Origin of the sequence: Cucumibacter marinus DSM 18995 (assembly GCF_000429865.1) — a bacterium.
Classification (GTDB): domain Bacteria; phylum Pseudomonadota; class Alphaproteobacteria; order Rhizobiales; family Devosiaceae; genus Cucumibacter; species Cucumibacter marinus.
In genome coordinates this window covers 1-17,082 of record NZ_AUCR01000009.1, presented here as the reverse complement: position 1 = coordinate 17,082, position 17,082 = coordinate 1, and the positions used below count along the sequence as shown (strand labels likewise).

Genomic DNA, 17,082 nt, shown 5'->3' with positions numbered 1-17,082 from the left:
CTATGCGCTTCGCCCTGATTGGTAACAACGCCTTTTCGGTCCTCAACTTTCGGGGGCCGCTGCTTTCCGAGATTGCAGAGCGTGGACATACCGTGTTCGCCCTTGCTCCGGATTTCGATGCTCACATTCGTGACGAGTTGGTCGCACTGGGCGTAACCCCGGTGGATATCTCGCTCTCGCGCACCGGTCTGAATCCCGTCCGTGATGCAATCGACATTGTCTCGCTGGTGCGCGCTTTGCGCGGGTTGGAGCTCGACTGTGTCCTGTCCTTTGCCATCAAGCCCGTGATCTATGGCACGCTTGCTGCCCGCATGGCCGGTGTGAAGCACCGTTATGCCCTGATCGCAGGGCTCGGCTATGCCTTTGGTGACGGCGCCCGATCCAGCTTTCGGAGCAGGGCAGTGCACCATGCGGCTCGCATGCTCTATCGCACGGCACTGTCGCAGGCGAATGCGGTTTTCATGCAGAATCCTGACGATGCCAATGATTTCGTGGACCTCGGCATCGTTGGCCGCGACAAGATCGTCGGTGTCAACGGGACCGGCGTAGATCTGGATGATTGGGTGGCCCATCCGACGATGGTCAAGCCGATCACCTTTGTCCTCGCGGCCCGGCTGCTGGCGGAGAAAGGTATCCGTCAGTATGTCGAGGCAGCAAGGATCATCAAGGCCGAACACCCGGACGTGCGTTTCGTGCTTCTCGGCGGTCTCGATTCAAATCCCGACGGCATCAAAAGGGCCGAAGTGGAGGGGTGGGTCGCCGAGGGGGTCCTGGAGTGGCCGGGACACGTTCCCGTGCGTCCATGGCTCGCCGAAGTGAGTGTGTTCGTCTTGCCGTCCTACTACCGTGAGGGTGTGCCCCGCTCGATCCAGGAAGCCATGGCTTCTGCGCGGCCTATCATCACGACCGATGCGCCGGGATGCCGGGAAACGGTGATCGAGGGCCGGAATGGTTTTCTTGTACCGCCCCGGGATGCAGGGGCTTTGGCCGATGCAATGAGAAAGTTTGTTCTTGAGCCTAATCTGGTTATGGACATGGGGCGTGAGAGCCGTATTCTTGCGCAAGAGCGCTTCGACGTGCATAAAGTCAATGCACGCATGATGAAGATCATGGGTTTGTAAGCAAAATCAAACCAGTAGAAGTAACTGAATCGTAACGGGCCCCGGTATTTCGCGGAATTGATTTATGGATATGCCGGCAAGACAACCGCGACGCCGCGAACAGCCGGCCCATCTGGCTCGGGATCTCACCTATGTCACGGCGCGCGGCGGCAGGCTCCGTCAGCATCGATATCTGGGTGATATTCGCCGTTTCGCCGGCCCGGTGGTTCTAGCCGTAATCGTACAGACCTTGATTTACGGCTCGATTCTGGCCCAGGCCGGCCGGACAGACTGGGAGAACATCGCCCTCGTCGTCGGCGTGCTGGCCTTCGTGCCCATCGTCTCCGCGGCCGTCCTGACGGGCTTCCGGCACAATGAGGCGCCGATCATCGTCGCCAGTGTGGTGAGCGTGGCCCTGTTCAGCGTCGCGATCAGCACCTTGTCGGCACTGCGTATCCCGGTGAGCTATTTTGCCCTGTCCCTCTGCCTGCCGGCGACCATGGTTCTCATGGTCTATGCGAATATTCGTTTTCGCCAAAGGCTGTTCGCCCGCTCCTCCCTTGCGCCGTTTTCACGCGCCCGGGCGGTTTCCGAGGCGTTGGGCGGCATACCGATCATCGAGGGGCCAAAGGCCAGGATCGACGATATCGAGTCGCTGCTTATCGATCCGGTCGAGCACCATCGGGAGGAGTGGTCGCCCCTTCTTGCTCAATGCTATTTGCGGGGCATCGAGATCCTGCCCTGGACCCGATATCAGGAAGTGCAAACGGGGCGGCTTGATGTGGCGAGTTTCGATGTCTCACACATCGCTTACAGCCCCAGTCAGCTTCTCTACGCCCGTATCAAGCGTTGGCTCGACGTCCTTGCCGTCATTGTCACGCTACCGCTGACATTGCCAATCGGGGGCCTGGTTGCCCTTTACATCCGCATTCTCGACGGCGGCCCGGTGTTGTTCGTGCAGGACCGGCGGGGTTATCGCGGCAAGCCGTTCCGGATGTTCAAGTTCCGCACCATGTACAAAGGCAGTTCGGGCGGTGCAACGCGGCGTCAGGACAAGCGGATCATGCCGGGTTGCCGCATCATCCGAAAGCTGCGCCTCGATGAGCTTCCGCAATTGGTGAACATCCTGCGTGGTGAGATGAGTCTTGTCGGCCCGCGTCCGGTCGCGGAATACATTGCTCACGACAGCGAGGCCCTGGACCCCAAATACGCCCTTCGCACGCTCGTGCTGCCGGGCATAACCGGCTGGGCGCAGGTTCAGTTCCGCTATGCCGCGAGCCCCGAAGAGGAAATCGAAAAACTCTCTTACGACCTCTATTACATCAAGCACCTGTCCCTGGACCTCGATCTCCTGATCCTGTTCAAGACGGTCGGCGCGGTGTTGTTCCGGGGCGGCGCGCACTAGGGCTTCGGCGCACGGTCAAGCCTGTGGCTCTTGTCCGGGTGAGGGGGCACGCTCCTGGACGGGCGACGATCTCGGTGTGAGGTGTTCGGGAAAACTGGTGCCGGCTGCAGGATTTGAACCCGCGACCCACTGATTACAAATCAGTTGCTCTACCAACTGAGCTAAGCCGGCGCCGGGCGCTAGCTAGCACTGGCCCCCTTTTGATGCAAGCGGGTTGATGCGGGCGGTTTGCGGGGCGCCGAAAACGGGCTGAAGCATTTGTTTTCGGGGTTCCCGCTTGCCTCGGCGCTTGCTGGTGCCCAAAAACCAATTCATTTTCAATGTGTTGAGCGTGGGTTTTGCGATCCATGCGGTTTCGGCATGGCGGATGGCCGAAAAATGCAACGCATTTGTCCTGTTCCGGAAAAACGCGGTTCAAAGGGCCTGATAGCGTCCGGGTCGAGATGATCCGCGCGAGAGTAGGCCCGTGCGGACAAAGACTGATGGAGAGGTCATGCCCGAAGCCGCGGAATCTGAATTCTGGAAGGACATCAAACCGATCGACAAGGTGTTCCAGCCGGACGCCCTGCCGGAAGTGTATATGCCCAACATCGCCACCGATGACGAGCGGTACTACGTGCCGTTCACCGAGACGGTGTCCTCGCGTCCGCTCTGGATTTCGCCGCAGCAGAACAAATGGTGCGACGTGCTTTATGCGAAGAAGGCGGGGCTGGTGAACCGGCACTACCATCCGCATGAAGTGTTCGCCTACACCATCTCGGGCAAGTGGGGCTATCTCGAGCACGACTGGACCGCCACGGCGGGCGATTTCATCTATGAGACGCCGGGCGAGGGCCACACGCTTGTGGCCTATGAGCACGAACAGCCGATGAAGGTGTTCTTCCAGGTGCATGGTCCGCTGATCTGGCTCGATGAAGATGGCGAGCCCGACGGGTATTTCGACGTCCACAAATATATCGAGATGTGCCGCCGCCATTACGACCAGGTCGGGATTGGCGCGGACTACGTCGACAAGCTGTTCCGGTAGAGACGGAACCGGGGGAGGCGCGATGCGAGCAGCGGTCTGGTACGGAGCGAGGGATGTGCGAGTGGAGACACGCGCTCGGCTTGCCTTGCCTGCCGATCACATCCGGATCGCTGTGACCTATTGCGCCATCTGCGGCAGCGACCTGAATGAATATGCCTCCGGTCCTCATGCCATTCCGATCTATGCGCCGCATCCGGTCTCGCGGGTGCAGGCGCCGATCATCCTTGGTCACGAGTTTTGCGGCCGGGTGCTGGAGGCGGGAGACGATGTTCACGATTTTGTCCAGGGGCAGCGCGTGGTGATCGAGCCGGAATATCGCTGCATGCGCTGCGATGCCTGCCGCCGGGGCGACTATAATCTGTGCCAGCATACGGGCTTTGCCGGCCTGACCGGGCATGGCGGAATGGCCGACGAGGCGGTCGTGCCCGCCTATATGGTTCATGCGCTGCCGGATTCGGTCAGTGACGAACAGGCGGCGGTGATCGAGCCGGCCGCGGGGTGCCTGCATGCCTTGAGGCGCGGACGGCTCTCGGCGGGAGAAACCTGCCTGATCGCCGGTGCGGGCCCGATGGGTCTCTTGCTCGTCCAACTGGCCAAGGTGGCCGGCGCCCGCGAGATCATCGTTTCGGATGTGACGCCGAAACGGCTGGCGCTGGCCGGTGAGCTGGGCGCGACACGTGCGGTCGATGTCACCAAGGAGAGCCTTGGGGAAGCGGCGGCGGAAGCCACGGACGGGCGGGGCGTCGATATCGCCTTCGAAACCGTGGGACTGCAATCCTCGCTCGACGAGGCACTGATGGGGCTGCGCAAGGGCGGCCGGCTGGTGCTTGTGGGGCAATTCGACACTCATCCAAGGATCGATGCGGCGGCATTGGTCGGGCGCGAGATCGATGTGATCTCTGCGGTCGGCTACCGCAACATCTATCCGGATCTGATCGCGATGGTGGCGGATCGGCTTTTCGATCCTTCGCGCATCGTGACTGCGAAAACCGACCTCTCCCGTGTGGTCGAGATGGGCTTTGAACGCCTGCTCGATCCCAAGGGAGGAGCGGTGAAGATCCTTGTTTCGCCGAATGGCTAGTTCGGCGGACCAGGACATGTTGACTTCTAAGCCAACGGGAGGACTAGGCATGAAACTGAAGTTAGCTGCATTCGCAGGGGCTCTGACCCTTGCAATGTTTACCGCGAGCGGCGCCATGGCGCAGTCTTGCGGCGACAACTCGGGCAACGCCGCGACTGGCGAGCCCATCATCATCGGTGCCATCACCGGTCAGACCGGCCCGGACGACTTTTCTGCGTCCACCAAAGGGGCCAAGGCCTATTTCGATTGCGTGAACGCGAATGGCGGCATTCATGGCCGTCCAATCGAGTACATCATCGAAGACGACCAGTGGAATCCGGAAATCGCGTCTCAGCTCGCGGCCAAGCTCGTCAATGACGACAATGCCGTGATGCTGGTTGGTTCGGCGAGCTTTGTCTCGTGCGGGGCCAATGCGCAGTTCTTTGCGGATAACAACATCATCGATCTGGCAGGCGTGGGTGTGCCGCGCGAGTGCTTCTTTGCCTCGCATATCGCACCGACCAATGCCGGCCCGCGCGTGTCCATGGTGGGTGCGCTCGGTTATGCGATCGACGAGTTGGGTGCGGAAAACGTGGTCTGCATGACCACCAATATTCCGGGCGCCGGCGACTGGTCGTGTGAAGGTCTCGAAGCCGCTGCCGAAGAGCTGGGGATTACCTCCAACTCGATCCTGATGGATCCGGCGACCGGCGACTTCACCTCGGTTGTCCTGCAGGCCGCTTCTTACGGTCCGGACACTGTTGTTCTCGGCTTCCCCAAAGGTCTGACCATTCCGATCCTGGCGGCTGCCGAAGAGCAGGGCCTCAACCAGTCGATCAACTGGACCAGTGCTGCCTCGGCCTATGACCTGACCGTTCCCGACACCATCGGCGAAGGCTGGGACAAGGCTTTCTACGCCAACATGGAATTCAACGATCTGAATTCGGATGGCGAAGACAACCAGAACTGGCTGGCCGTGATGGATGCCTATGCCAATGCAGACGACCCGCGCGACACCTTTGCGCAGGCCGGCTATCTGGCGGCCCGCATCGCCGAACAGGCTCTCAATACTCTTGAGGCCGATGCCATCAACCGTGACAACGTGACTGCAGCGGTGCAGGGCGTGGAAGGTTTCGAAAGCGACATCTTCTGCACTCCCTGGTACTTCGCTGACGGTCTCGGCCGCAACAACGCCAACTGGCATACCCGGATGGCCGTTGCGGATGGCGGCGAATGGACCGTGATCTCCGAGTGTGCGCCGTCTCCGGACCCGCAGCTCGACGATGTGCGGGCCTATGAGGCCGAAAACGGCCTCGGCGCGATGTAATCGGCGCCACAAACAGCAACAAGAACTCCGGCCTTCGCGGTATCATCGCCGCGAGGGCCGCCCTTTAGCCGCACAAGCCGCCCTTTGGAGGGGCGCATAATGAATATCAACCTGTACCTGCCGTTTATCATTTCGGGGCTGGGGATCGGGGCAGTGTATGCGCTGTCCGGCGTCGGGCTGGTTATCCTTTACCGGGCGACCGGTGTCCTGAATTTCGCGTTCGGTGCCATCGGCGCTGCCGGAGCCTTTGTCGGCTGGCAACTGATGGATATGGACTGGCCGCTGGCAGTGGCCATTATCGCCGGCGTGGGCGTCTCCACGCTGATCAGTTTCCTCTACGGTCGCTTCCTGGCGCCGCTGCTGGCCTATCGCGACCCGGTTGTCCGGGCGGTCGGCACGCTGGCGCTGGCCATGGTGCTGATGGGCGCCATCGGCCTGATTTGGGGGAACGTGCCCAAGCGCATGACTTTCCCCACGGACCGGATGTTCCTCGATTTGTTCGGGGTCCGCTTCACCTATACCCGTATCATCGCGATTGCGCTCGCCCTGGCCATGGTCATCGGGGTGACAACGCTGCTCACCACGACGCGGCTCGGGCTCTACATGCGCTCGCTCGCCAATGACCGCGATCTGAGTTCGATCCTCGGCGTGCCGGTGCTCAAGACCGAAACCGCGGCCTGGGTGATGACCGGGCTGTTTGCCGGTTTTGCAGGCCTGCTGCTGGCCGACCTGCTGCGGGTTGAAGCCGTGTTCCTGACCTTCATGGTAATCCCGGCCATCGCGGCTGCAGTGCTCGGGCAGCTTCGCTCGCTTTGGGTGACGCTGATTGCCGGCTTTGGTGTCGGCATTGTCGAGGCCGTTCTCACCGTGGTTCAGCCGGTTTCCAACTATCGCACCATGGCGCCGTATCTGATTGCGGTGCTGGCGGTGATGGCATTGAGCTTCCTTGGCTCTGCCAGCGCGAAGGATCGCTGACATGGCCGATATCGCACAAACCTCATTCTCTCAAGCCAATCCGATGGCTGCAGCGCTGCGCGCTTCGCGGCTCCAGATCCTGGCGATTCCAGTGGTGATGGCGATCTTTGCCCTGATCATGGGCAATTTCGCCAACTCCTTTTATTTGACCGCGGCCACATCGGGGGTTGCCATTTCACTCTCGATCACCGGACTGGCGATCCTTTACGGCCAGCTGGGCCTGGTTTCGCTGTGCCAGTTTGCGCTGGTGGGTGTTGGCGGCTGGATCACGCTGCGGCTCGGCCACGGTTTCGATCTGCCCTATGAGCTCAATCTGCTGATCGCCGGGATCGGGGCCTCGATCGTAGGTATCATTTTCGGCCTGCCGGCACTTCGCCTGCGGGGGCTTTACCTAGCGCTCGTGACCCTGATGCTGGCCGGGATCTTTCAGGTCATCATCACGGCCTGGAACTTTCCCGATGGAGGTGACGGCTTCATTGGCCGTGCTGCGGGCGCCGGTCGCCAGATTCTCGAGAAGCCGAGCCTGGCACCGACCCCGATCGCCTATTTCTATTATGTGGTGATCATCGTGACGCTTGGATACATGCTGGCGCAGTGGCACCGCAACGCAAAGCCGGGCAGGGCCTGGGCACTGATCCGCAAGGGCCAGACCACCGCGCTCGCATCCGGGGTCAATATCCTTTTGTACAAGCTGTGGGCTTTCGCGCTCGCCGGTTTCCTTGCCGGTGTGGCGGGCGGCCTTCTGGCGGGCGTTGCCGGGCAGCTCGATTCGCGCTCTTTCGGCGCATCGGAAAGCCTGAACCTGTTCGCGCTTGCCGTGGTTGGCGGTGTTTTCAACTGGTATGGCGCATTGATCGCCGGTCTGGCGCTCAGGTTCCTGCCGGCTGCCCTGCAGGATTTCGGCGCCTATTTGAGTGTCGGCATCTTCGGTGCCGCACTGTTCCAGGCGCTGGCCATGGAGCCTACCGGCGTCGCCGGGCGGCTTTCGCTAATCCTTGGCTGGTTCCGCAAGAAGCTCATGCCCCAGAAGTCCACCCCACAAAATGCCATGTCCGAGGGAGGCGCTCGTGATTGAAACTGAAGGCCTTACGGTCCGGTTCGGTTCGGTGCGTCCGATCGACGGGCTGACCGCGCGGATCGATGCGCCCGTGGCGGGGCTGATCGGTCCGAACGGGGCAGGGAAGACAACGCTTTTGAACGTCATCTCCGGTTTCGTGCGGCCCGAGAGCGGCTCGGTGACCATCGATGGCAAGAGCTTTGTCGGCCTTTCCCCGGTCGAGCGTGTGCGTGGTGGCCTGCGCCGGAGCTTCCAGACCGAGCAGGTGGTGGAAGATCTCACGGTGGTGCAAAACGTTCAGGCGATCGCCGATCACCTGGCGCTCGGGTCGTCGGCCCGGTCCAGCGTTGCACAAGCCCTGCAGTATACCGGGCTCGAAAGCGTGCGGGACGAACTGGGCGGTTCGCTCAATCTGTTCCAGCGGCGCCTCGTTGAGATTGCTAAATGCCTGGTGGGCGAGCCCAAGCTGGTGCTGCTTGACGAGCCTGGGGCCGGGCTTTCCAACGAGGAAGGCGAGCAGCTGCAGCGCATCATCCTGGGCATCCCGGAGCAATTCCGGGCGCAGGTGCTGGTCATCGACCACGATGTCGACTTGATCCGGGCGATGTGCGAACAGACGCTGGTGCTCGACTACGGCAAGATGCTGGCCCTCGGGCCCACCGCGCAAGTGCTTGAAAGCGATAGCGTTCGCCAGGCCTATCTCGGGGAGTTGTGAGATGAGCAACGCGACGATCGAAGTCAAAGACCTGGTGGTGAGCCGAGGCGGCAAGAAGGTGCTCCACAGCATCGGCTTCTCGGTGCCCAAGGGGGAGATCACCACGCTGCTGGGCGCCAATGGTGCCGGCAAATCCTCGACGGTGCTCACCCTGGCCGGGGTGCTCAAGCCTGACAGCGGCACGATCGAGGTCAATGGCCAGAGCCTGGTCGGCCTGTCGCCGGACATGGTGCGGCAGCGCGGTGTGGCCCTGGTTCCGGAAGGGCACAGGGTGCTGGGCGGGTTGTCGGTCCATGACAATCTGCGGGTCGCCTCTATGGGCAAAACGCAGGCCGAGATCGACGGGCATGTCGAGCATGCGCTGTCGATTTTTCCCGAACTCAAGGAACGGCTCAAACAGCGTGCCTCCGATCTGTCCGGCGGGCAGAAGCAGATGGTCGCCGTATCGCAGGCCTTTATCGCCCGCTCGGACTTCATGCTGGTGGATGAGCTTTCACTCGGTCTTGCGCCAACGGTGGTGCATCGCCTTGCCGATGCGCTGAAAGTGGCTGCGGACGAAGGGATCGGTGTGCTCTTGATCGAGCAGTTCGCCCATCTGGCGCTCGATCTGGCCAAGAACGCGCTGGTGATGGAACGCGGACGCATGGTCTATCAGGGCTCGTCGGCCGAACTCAAGGAACGGCCGGACATCCTGCACAGCGCCTATCTAGCGGACGAAGCGGCCGAATAACCCGCTCATTTCGCATTCCTGAACAGTGTTTGATCCCGTCCCGGTCTAGCCGGGGCGGGATTTTGCTATTTGATGGCGGATGGCAGCGTTACTCAGTATTGCTAATATAGAAATATAATTTGCGACATTAGTGATATGTTTGCGTAACGACCCGCTGCGCTTTACAGTGTGATGCCGTTGAGAGATAATTAACGCGTGAAATAAATCGCGCCCGACAACGGGCATCACAATGGCGATGCGTGGGAGGGGTGAATGTTTGAAATGCAGGAAGCGCTCAAGACGACCTTCGATACCCGCAGCGTTCCCAGGCGGCACCGGCTGGATTTCTGGGAAGAAAAGTGCTCGGCCGACGTGGTCGGCCTTTCCTGTTCAAGCATGGAAGAGGAGGGCTTTCAGGCCCGCTTCGACCATTTCGATTTCGGCTCGTTCTCGGTATTCGACATCGAGGGCAAACAGCACGTCATCGAGCGCCCGCCGGAATTCGTACGCACCCGCGAGAAGGATTCGGTTTTCTTCGCGATTCTCATGCACGGCTCGTCATTCGTGAACCGCGCCAATCAATGCGTGTTGGTCAATCAGGGCGATTGCGTTCTTTACGACACCAACAAGCCCTATATGCACGGCTTCCCGACGGCCATGCGTCATGTGATTTTCGATCTGCCGGGTGATGAGTTCCGGGCCCGCTTTCCAAGCTGGCAGTTGTTCGAGACGGTTCGGCTGAACGGTTCGAGCGGGCCGGGAATCTCGATTGCGCAAGCGCTCAGAAGTACGTTCTCCAAGGTGTTGTCGCGCAAATATCTGGCACCCGATCCGACACTTGTCGATGAAGTCTGGGCGGCGCTCGAAAGCGCCTATGGCATCATCAACGGGCACACCGATATCAGCGCCTATCATCTTGGTGCGCTGATCCGGGCGAAAAAGTTTATCGGCGCCAACCTTTCCAAGGCCGACCTTTCGGCCGAAATGGTCGCGCAGGAAGTGGGGATGAGCGTTCGGCATCTCAACCGATTGCTGGCGCTTGAAGGCAAGTCGATCAAATCGATGATCATCGCCCAACGACTGGAACGCGCGCGCCGGGATATCGAGCAGTCCGTGTCTCGCCATGACACAATGGCGGAGATTTCCTACCGTTGGGGTTTCAACAGCCAGGCGTATTTCTCGCGCTCCTTCAAGGAGCATTTCGGCCTGTCGCCGTCCGAGGTCCGGGGCGTTGCGCAGGGTCACTGACCCGCTGATCACAATGTGCTGACCGATCCGGTTGTCCTGCCGCTTGCCGGAGGTGACGCGCAGCGTCTAAGCTCTGGTCACATCAGGGCAAATCAGGTGAACAGGAAATGGCACAGGCGGAAGTCGGGCTCATCGGGCTCGGGGTCATGGGCGCCAATCTGGCGCTCAATATCGCGGAAAACGGGTTTCCGATCGCGGTTTACAATCGCACCACAGAAAAGACCGAGGCCTTCTACGCCGAAGCGGGGGATTTGCAAGACAAGATCGTGCCCTGCGAGAGCTTCGAGGCATTGGTGGCGGCGATCCGGCCGCCGCGTCCGATCATCATCATGGTGAAGGCCGGGGACCCGGTTGATCAGCAGATAGCGGCGCTCAAGGAGCTGCTTGAGGCCAACGACATCATTATTGATGCAGGCAATGCCAATTTCCGGGACACGCAACGTCGGTTCGACGACCTCAAGGATAGTGGCCTGACCTTTATCGGCATGGGTGTCTCGGGCGGCGAAGAGGGTGCACGGCACGGCCCCTCGATCATGGTCGGGGGAACGCCCGAAAGCTATGACCGTGTTTCTGAAATGCTCGATGCGATTTCGGCCAAATACAAGGGCCAGCCCTGTTCGGCTTATCTCGGCACCGACGGGGCAGGGCATTTCGTCAAGACGATCCATAACGGCATCGAATATGCCGACATGCAGATGATCGCCGAGGTCTATGGCGTGCTGCGGGACGGGGTCGGCATGACGGCGCCTGAGATCGGCGACGTGTTCGCGCGCTGGGATAATGGTCGCCTTGATTCCTACCTGACCGAAATCACAGCCAAGGTGCTCAAGGCGACGGACCCCGAAACCGGCCAGCCGGTGCCTGACATCATTCTCGATCGCGCCGGGCAAAAGGGCACGGGCCGCTGGTCGGTGATCGAGGCCCAGCAGATGGGCGTGCCCGCCACCGTGATCGAGGCGGCTGTGGCGGCCCGCTCACTGTCGGCGGCCAAGGCCGAACGTGAAGCGGCGGAAGATGTTTACGGGGCGGGCCGCGGGGCGCTGGACCTGCTCGACCGTGACGAACTGATCGACGATCTCGAACTGGCGCTGTTCGCCGGCAAGATCAGCGCCTATGCGCAGGGCTTCGCGGTGATGGCGGCGGCCTCCGATGAGTTCGGCTGGAACCTGCCCATGGACACGATTGCGAAGATCTGGCGGGCTGGCTGCATCATCCGGTCGCAGTTTCTCGATGATATCGCCGCGTCTTTCGAAAAAGACCGGGATCTGTCCAATCTGCTGATGGCGCCGGATTTCGTGGCGATGATGAAGAGTGCCCATCCTTCGTTGCGTCACATCGTTTCGACCGCCGTGAAAGCGGGTATTGCCGTGCCGGCGCTATCGGCGGCGCTTGCCTATTTCGATGGCTACCGGCAGGGCCGGGGTACGGCGAACCTCATCCAGGCACAGCGCGATTTCTTCGGTGCGCATTCCTTCGAGCGGATCGATGCAGAGGGCGCCCATCACGGGCCCTGGGGCCTCGATTAGGCGATCAGCGAATCGAGACTTTTCTCGATCAGGTTGTGACGGCCGACATCATTGATGTCGGTCTCGCCGCACAGCCCCATGGTGATGTCGAGCTCCTTGCGGATGATCTTGAGGGCCAGTTCGACGCCCTTCTTGCCCATGGCGCCAAGCCCGTAGAGATAGGGGCGGCCGATAAACACACCCTGCGCGCCCAAGGCCCGGGCCTTGAACACGTCCTGGCCTGAGCGCACGCCACTGTCCATATGCACTTCAAGCTTGCTGCCGACCGCGTCAACAACCTTTGGCAGGGAGGCGATGGAAGAGGGGGCGCCATCGAGCTGCCTTCCGCCATGGTTGGAGACCACAATGGCATCGGCGCCCGCGTCATAGGCTGCCTGTGCATCCTCGGGATCGAGAATGCCCTTGAGGATGATCTTGCCGCCCCAGCGTTTCTTGATCCACTCGACATCCTTGAAGCTCAGGCTCGGGTCGAACTGGGCTTCGGTCCAGCTCGCCAGGGTACCGAGATCGGTGACGTCCTTGGCGTGCCCCACCACATTGCCGAAGGTGCGGCGCTTGGTGGTGAGCATATCAAGGCACCAGCGCGGCCTGGTTGCGAACTGCATGACCGTTGACGGTGTGATCTTGAGCGGAGCCGAGAGCTGGTTGCGGAGATCCTTGTGGCGCTGGCCGAGCACAGTGAGATCGAGGGTGAGCACCAGCGCGCCACAGCCCGCAGCCTTGGCGCGGTCGATCAGGCCATAGGTGAAATCCAAGTCCTTGGTGACATAGAGCTGGAACCAGAACGGCGCCTTGGTGACCGAGGCGACATCCTCGATCGAGCAGATGCTCATGGTCGACAGCGTATAGGGGATTCCCATGGTCTCGCAGACCTTCGCCGCCAGCATCTCCCCGTCGGGATAGTTCATGCCGGCCGAGCCGGTGGGCGAAATGGCCAAGGGCATGGCGTAGTCCTGGCCGAGCATGGTGGTTCTTAAGCTACGACCGGAGATATCCTTGCCAACGCGCTGCCTCAGCTTGATTTTCTGGAAATCGTCTTCATTGGCGCGATAGGTGCTTTCGGTGAAGGATCCCGAATCCGCATATCCGAAGATCATCCGGGGAACGCGGCGCTGGGCGAGGATCTTGAGGTCGTTGATTTCGAGAACCTTCACAGGAATGCTCCTTGGTATTCTGTCGGCGGCCAGTGTTGTGTCGGTCCCTTGCCTGGACAAGGGCGGGGCACAGACCAAAACTATTGAACACGTTAATTAGCTGATTGAATCCGTCGGTGCCAGCACGGTCCACTATTATCCCCGGGTCACCGCGAACAGGGCAATTGCGGCGGCATTGGAGACGTTGAGCGACTTGATCGGGCCGGGCATGTCGAGGCGCACGAGGCGGTCACAAAGGCTGCGGGTCTTCTGCCGCAGGCCCTTGCCTTCGGCACCCAGAACGATGGCTGTGCGCTCACTTGCGCCGCCGGCGGCCAGTTCCTCGGCGGCCTCGGAATCAAAGCCAATGCAGCGGAAACCCAGGGCCTGCAATTCCTCCATGGCGTCCCCGAGATTGCGCACCTCTATGAAGGGCACGATATCGAGCGCGCCCGAGGCCGATTTGGCCATGACACCGGTTTCGCGCGGGGCGTGGCGGGCCGTGGTGAGCAAGGCGTCGGCGCCAAAGGCGCAGGCGGTGCGCAGGATCGCGCCGACATTATGCGGATCGGTGACCTGATCGAGAATGACGATCAGCCTTCCGTCCCTGAAGGATGATAACGGTTCGCGGTCGAGCGGTTCGACCTCGAGCGCCACGCCCTGATGCACGGCATCCGCGCCCAGCAGCTTGTCGAGCTGCCGCGGCGTCGTGTCTTCCAGTTCGGGGGTGCCTGCGGGAAGGGGAGCATCCTCGGTCAGCCTGCGCAGGGCGTTCGGGGTCGCCATGAACTTGCGTTTCTGGCGCCTTGGATTGTCGAGCGCCGCCCTTACCGCGTGCAAGCCATAGATGAAATGACGCTCGGGCGGCTGCGATTTGTGACGGTTCGACCGGTGGTTCGGCTTGCCGCCGGGGCGAGGGCGCTTGTTCATGCAGACTGCGTAACCGCTGGCTCAAGGGCGGGCAAGAGCGATGAGCGGCATGGGCAAGAAGAAACATTTGAAACTTGTGCACTTGGTATGGCACTTGGCGGTTGACAGGGCGCTTTGAGATGACGATAAACCGCGCCTGTTGCTCCGCTTGCTTTTGGAGCGGCTCCGCCGTGTCGCGGTGCCGGGACTGGCCAAGGAGGGGTGGGAGAGTGGTTAAATCCACCAGACTGTAAATCTGGCCGCTAACGCGTACGCTGGTTCGAATCCAGCCCCCTCCACCAGCCTGTTCCAGAACGTGAATGCCCAAGCCGCACAGGCGGCACGAATGCCCAAGCCGCACAGGCGGCATGCGGGTGTAGCTCAATGGTAGAGCAGCAGCCTTCCAAGCTGACGACGAGGGTTCGATTCCCTTCACCCGCTCCAAATCTCCGGTCGGGACACGCGGGCATGATTTCGTCACACAATCCGGGATATACCGCTGGTTCGTTGTAGAGCGGCTGCATCATTTGCGGCTGCGTGACCGAACCCACCGGAGACTGATTCCCCGTGAATGCACTGACTTCCCGGCGCGGACGCACTGTCCGGCTTCTCATCACCCTGGCCATGGTGATCGTTGTGATCATCGGGCTTTTTGCCGCTCTGGCGACCTATCAGAGCATGGCCGCAAGGGCCGAACTGGCAGCGCTGGAGCGCCCGGGCTCGATCATCGAGATCGAGGGGCGGGAGGTCTATGTGGACTGCCGGGGCGACGCACAGGCCGGCAGGCCAACGGTGCTGATCGAGACGGGGAACGGCTCGCTGTCGACCGAGTGGCGGCCCATACAGCAGCAACTGTCGGCAACCCATCGCGTCTGTGTTTATGACCGAGCGGGTTATGGACAAAGCGATGCGGGCAAAATGCCACGTGATGCCGATCAGGCGGTCAGCGAATTGCGGGCGCTTGTCGAGGCCCTGTCGCTGGGACCGGTGATCCTTGTCGGACACTCTCTGGGCGGCTGGCATGCGGAGCTTTACGCCTTGCGCTATCCCGAGGACGTGGCCGGCCTCATTCTCGTAGACAGCCCGGCGCCGGATCTCGGGAGCAATCCGGACTTCGTCGCGGGTCTTCAAGGCAGTATCGGGTTTTACACGGTCATGAAGACCGTGATCGGCTCCGGCATCATGCGGGTCTTGGCACCAATTGCCGGCGATCAGGCCTTGCCTCCGGTGGCCGCGGCGCTGCCCGAGCTCTCGGATGAGTACATGACGCTGGTACAGCGGTCGGCGCATTGGGATTCGGCGATCGCCGAGATCGAAGCCGTGACCGAAAGCACACAAGAGGTGCTGGATGCGCGCGAGGGTGATTATCCGCTCGGCGATCTGCCGCTCATCATGCTCAGCGCCGAACCTGCTGGAGACGACGCTGTCGCGGCGGCCATCTTTGCATCACAGGAACGCCAGGCGGCGCTTTCGACGCGCGGTGAGCGCGTGGTTGTACCCGAAACCGGGCACAACATGCATATCGATGCGCCGCAGGCAATCATCTCGGCAGTCGAGGAGATATCGGATCGGGTGGGGCGCTGAACCCGATCAGGCGTCCGGGCAGTTCCGGGCGGGTCTCGGCGTCTCTTTGGGCTTGTCTAGACCGGACCAAAATTGTAAACGGCGCGTTGTTTTTGACCCCAAACCGGCACGGGAAACATGGCGAAGGTAAAGTTTGATCGTTCGAAGCCGCATGTGAACATTGGCACGATTGGTCACGTTGACCACGGCAAGACGACTTTGACGGCAGCGATTACGAAGGTATTGGCGGAGACTGGCGGTGCGACTGCCCAGGCTTATGACCAGATCGACAAGGCGCCTGAAGAGAAGGCGCGCGGGATCACGATTTCGACGGCACACGTTGAGTATGAGACCGAGGAGCGTCACTACGCTCACGTCGATTGCCCGGGTCACGCTGACTATGTGAAGAACATGATCACCGGTGCGGCGCAGATGGACGGCGCGATCCTGGTGGTTTCGGCTGCCGATGGCCCGATGCCGCAGACCCGCGAGCACATTCTGCTTGCCCGTCAGGTTGGCGTTCCGGCGATTGTTGTGTTCCTCAATAAGGTCGACCAGGTCGATGACGAGGAGCTTCTGGAGCTTGTCGAGATGGAAGTGCGCGAGCTGCTTTCGTCCTATGAGTTCCCGGGCGACGACATTCCGGTTGTGAAGGGCTCGGCGCTTGCTGCGATCGAAGACGGCGATGCCAAGATCGGCCATGATGCGATCCTCGAGCTGATGAAGGCTGTTGACGCCTACATCCCGACCCCGGCGCGTCCGAAGGACCAGCCGTTCCTGATGCCGATCGAAGACGTGTTCTCGATCTCGGGCCGCGGCACGGTTGTGACCGGCCGTGTGGAACGTGGCGTGATCAAGGTGGGTGAGGAAGTCGAGATTGTCGGCATCAAGGACACCCAGAAGACCACGGTGACTGGCGTCGAGATGTTCCGCAAGCTGCTCGATCAGGGCGAAGCGGGGGACAATATCGGTGCGCTGATCCGCGGTGTTGACCGCGAGCAGGTCGAGCGTGGCCAGGTTCTTTGCAAGCCCGGCACGGTGACCCCGCACACCAAGTTCGTGGCCGAAGCCTACATCCTGACCAAGGATGAAGGTGGCCGTCACACCCCGTTCTTCACCAATTATCGTCCGCAGTTCTACTTCCGCACCACCGATGTGACCGGTGTTGTGACGCTGAAGGACGGCGTCGAGATGGTGATGCCGGGCGACAATGTGGAGATCAATGTCGAGCTGATCGTGCCGATCGCCATGGAAGAGAAGCTGCGCTTCGCTATCCGTGAAGGCGGCCGCACCGTCGGGTCCGGCGTCGTCTCCAAAATCGTCGAGTA

General features: G+C 61.2%; 15 protein-coding genes and 3 tRNA genes. 15 read left to right on the top strand and 3 right to left on the bottom strand.

Annotated features, from left to right (window positions below; genetic code table 11):
• The first annotated feature begins 2 nt into the window (after positions 1-2).
• Together G489_RS0106080 and G489_RS19335 are read left to right on the top strand one after the other, a co-directional pair.
• Positions 3-1,121: a glycosyltransferase family 4 protein gene (locus G489_RS0106080; protein ID WP_029040785.1), complete on the top strand. Its 1,119-nt coding sequence runs from the start codon at positions 3-5 to the stop codon at positions 1,119-1,121.
• 64 nt (positions 1,122-1,185) lie between these two features.
• The gene (locus tag G489_RS19335) at positions 1,186-2,505 is read left to right on the top strand and encodes a sugar transferase (protein WP_245578829.1); all 1,320 of its coding nucleotides are present in this window, start codon (positions 1,186-1,188) and stop codon (positions 2,503-2,505) included.
• Positions 2,506-2,600: 95 nt separating this feature from the next.
• On the opposite strand, the gene G489_RS0106070 is transcribed toward G489_RS19335, so the two are convergent.
• Positions 2,601-2,676 (bottom strand) — tRNA-Thr (locus G489_RS0106070).
• Positions 2,677-2,998: 322 nt separating this feature from the next.
• On the opposite strand from G489_RS0106070, the gene G489_RS0106060 reads away from it, so the two are divergent.
• The 9 genes from G489_RS0106060 (at position 2,999) to gndA (ending at position 12,149) form a co-directional block, all read left to right on the top strand.
• The gene (locus G489_RS0106060; protein WP_029040784.1) at positions 2,999-3,532 is read left to right on the top strand and encodes a 2,4'-dihydroxyacetophenone dioxygenase family protein; all 534 of its coding nucleotides are present in this window, start codon (positions 2,999-3,001) and stop codon (positions 3,530-3,532) included.
• A 61-nt stretch (positions 3,533-3,593) separates the two neighbouring features.
• Positions 3,594-4,613, top strand: a complete 1,020-nt coding sequence (locus tag G489_RS0106055) for a zinc-binding dehydrogenase (protein WP_210162584.1) — start codon at positions 3,594-3,596, stop codon at positions 4,611-4,613.
• Between the two features lie 49 nt (positions 4,614-4,662).
• Positions 4,663-5,919, top strand: coding sequence for an ABC transporter substrate-binding protein (locus G489_RS0106050; RefSeq protein ID WP_029040782.1), 1,257 nt, complete (start codon positions 4,663-4,665; stop codon positions 5,917-5,919).
• A 99-nt stretch (positions 5,920-6,018) separates the two neighbouring features.
• Positions 6,019-6,894, top strand: coding sequence for a branched-chain amino acid ABC transporter permease (locus G489_RS0106045; protein WP_029040781.1), 876 nt, complete (start codon positions 6,019-6,021; stop codon positions 6,892-6,894).
• A 1-nt stretch (position 6,895) separates the two neighbouring features.
• Positions 6,896-7,969: a branched-chain amino acid ABC transporter permease gene (locus G489_RS19325; protein ID WP_051332370.1), complete on the top strand. Its 1,074-nt coding sequence runs from the start codon at positions 6,896-6,898 to the stop codon at positions 7,967-7,969.
• A complete protein-coding gene (locus G489_RS0106035) occupies positions 7,962-8,666 on the top strand; it encodes an ABC transporter ATP-binding protein (RefSeq protein ID WP_029040780.1) in 705 nt (234 codons plus the stop codon). The genes G489_RS19325 and G489_RS0106035 overlap by 8 nt, the downstream gene beginning before the upstream one ends.
• A 1-nt stretch (position 8,667) precedes the next feature.
• Positions 8,668-9,396 carry an ABC transporter ATP-binding protein gene (locus tag G489_RS0106030; RefSeq protein WP_029040779.1) on the top strand — a complete coding sequence of 243 codons (729 nt, stop codon included), beginning with the start codon at positions 8,668-8,670 and terminating at the stop codon, positions 9,394-9,396.
• A 252-nt stretch (positions 9,397-9,648) separates the two neighbouring features.
• Entirely contained in the window at positions 9,649-10,623 is a 975-nt protein-coding gene (locus G489_RS0106025) for a helix-turn-helix domain-containing protein (RefSeq protein ID WP_029040778.1), read from the top strand.
• 107 nt (positions 10,624-10,730) lie between these two features.
• Positions 10,731-12,149 carry an NADP-dependent phosphogluconate dehydrogenase gene (gene gndA / locus G489_RS0106020; RefSeq protein ID WP_029040777.1) on the top strand — a complete coding sequence of 473 codons (1,419 nt, stop codon included), beginning with the start codon at positions 10,731-10,733 and terminating at the stop codon, positions 12,147-12,149.
• Here gndA and G489_RS0106015 read toward each other — a convergent pair.
• Together G489_RS0106015 and rlmB are read right to left on the bottom strand one after the other, a co-directional pair.
• The gene (locus G489_RS0106015; RefSeq protein ID WP_407059823.1) at positions 12,146-13,303 is read right to left on the bottom strand and encodes an alpha-hydroxy acid oxidase; all 1,158 of its coding nucleotides are present in this window, start codon (positions 13,301-13,303) and stop codon (positions 12,146-12,148) included. The two genes, gndA and G489_RS0106015, sit on opposite strands and share 4 nt — an antisense overlap.
• Positions 13,304-13,438: 135 nt before the next feature.
• A complete protein-coding gene (gene rlmB / locus G489_RS19320) occupies positions 13,439-14,212 on the bottom strand; it encodes a 23S rRNA (guanosine(2251)-2'-O)-methyltransferase RlmB (RefSeq protein ID WP_081691428.1) in 774 nt (257 codons plus the stop codon).
• A 195-nt stretch (positions 14,213-14,407) separates the two neighbouring features.
• Here rlmB and G489_RS0106005 point away from each other — a divergent pair.
• The 4 genes from G489_RS0106005 to tuf all read left to right on the top strand — a co-directional run.
• A tRNA-Tyr gene (locus tag G489_RS0106005) sits at positions 14,408-14,493 on the top strand.
• Positions 14,494-14,561: 68 nt separating this feature from the next.
• Positions 14,562-14,635: transfer RNA gene (locus G489_RS0106000), tRNA-Gly, on the top strand.
• Positions 14,636-14,758: 123 nt separating this feature from the next.
• Positions 14,759-15,775, top strand: coding sequence for an alpha/beta fold hydrolase (locus G489_RS0105995; RefSeq protein WP_029040775.1), 1,017 nt, complete (start codon positions 14,759-14,761; stop codon positions 15,773-15,775).
• 117 nt (positions 15,776-15,892) lie between these two features.
• The coding region (tuf, locus tag G489_RS0105990; protein WP_029040774.1) for an elongation factor Tu at positions 15,893-17,082 on the top strand (1,190 nt) is incomplete at its 3' end.

What these genes read in the sequence shown, in the direction of transcription:
- G489_RS19325 (WP_051332370.1), top strand. Translation starts at nt 6,896, where the DNA reads ATGGCCGATATCGCACAAACCTCATTCTCTCAAGCCAATCCGATGGCT.
- G489_RS19335 (WP_245578829.1), top strand. Translation starts at nt 1,186, where the DNA reads ATGGATATGCCGGCAAGACAACCGCGACGCCGCGAACAGCCGGCCCAT.
- rlmB (WP_081691428.1), bottom strand. Translation starts at nt 14,212, where the DNA reads ATGAACAAGCGCCCTCGCCCCGGCGGCAAGCCGAACCACCGGTCGAAC.
- gndA (WP_029040777.1), top strand. Translation starts at nt 10,731, where the DNA reads ATGGCACAGGCGGAAGTCGGGCTCATCGGGCTCGGGGTCATGGGCGCC.
- G489_RS0106080 (WP_029040785.1), top strand. Translation starts at nt 3, where the DNA reads ATGCGCTTCGCCCTGATTGGTAACAACGCCTTTTCGGTCCTCAACTTT.
- G489_RS0106030 (WP_029040779.1), top strand. Translation starts at nt 8,668, where the DNA reads ATGAGCAACGCGACGATCGAAGTCAAAGACCTGGTGGTGAGCCGAGGC.
- G489_RS0106045 (WP_029040781.1), top strand. Translation starts at nt 6,019, where the DNA reads ATGAATATCAACCTGTACCTGCCGTTTATCATTTCGGGGCTGGGGATC.
- G489_RS0106060 (WP_029040784.1), top strand. Translation starts at nt 2,999, where the DNA reads ATGCCCGAAGCCGCGGAATCTGAATTCTGGAAGGACATCAAACCGATC.
- G489_RS0106050 (WP_029040782.1), top strand. Translation starts at nt 4,663, where the DNA reads ATGAAACTGAAGTTAGCTGCATTCGCAGGGGCTCTGACCCTTGCAATG.
- G489_RS0106025 (WP_029040778.1), top strand. Translation starts at nt 9,649, where the DNA reads ATGTTTGAAATGCAGGAAGCGCTCAAGACGACCTTCGATACCCGCAGC.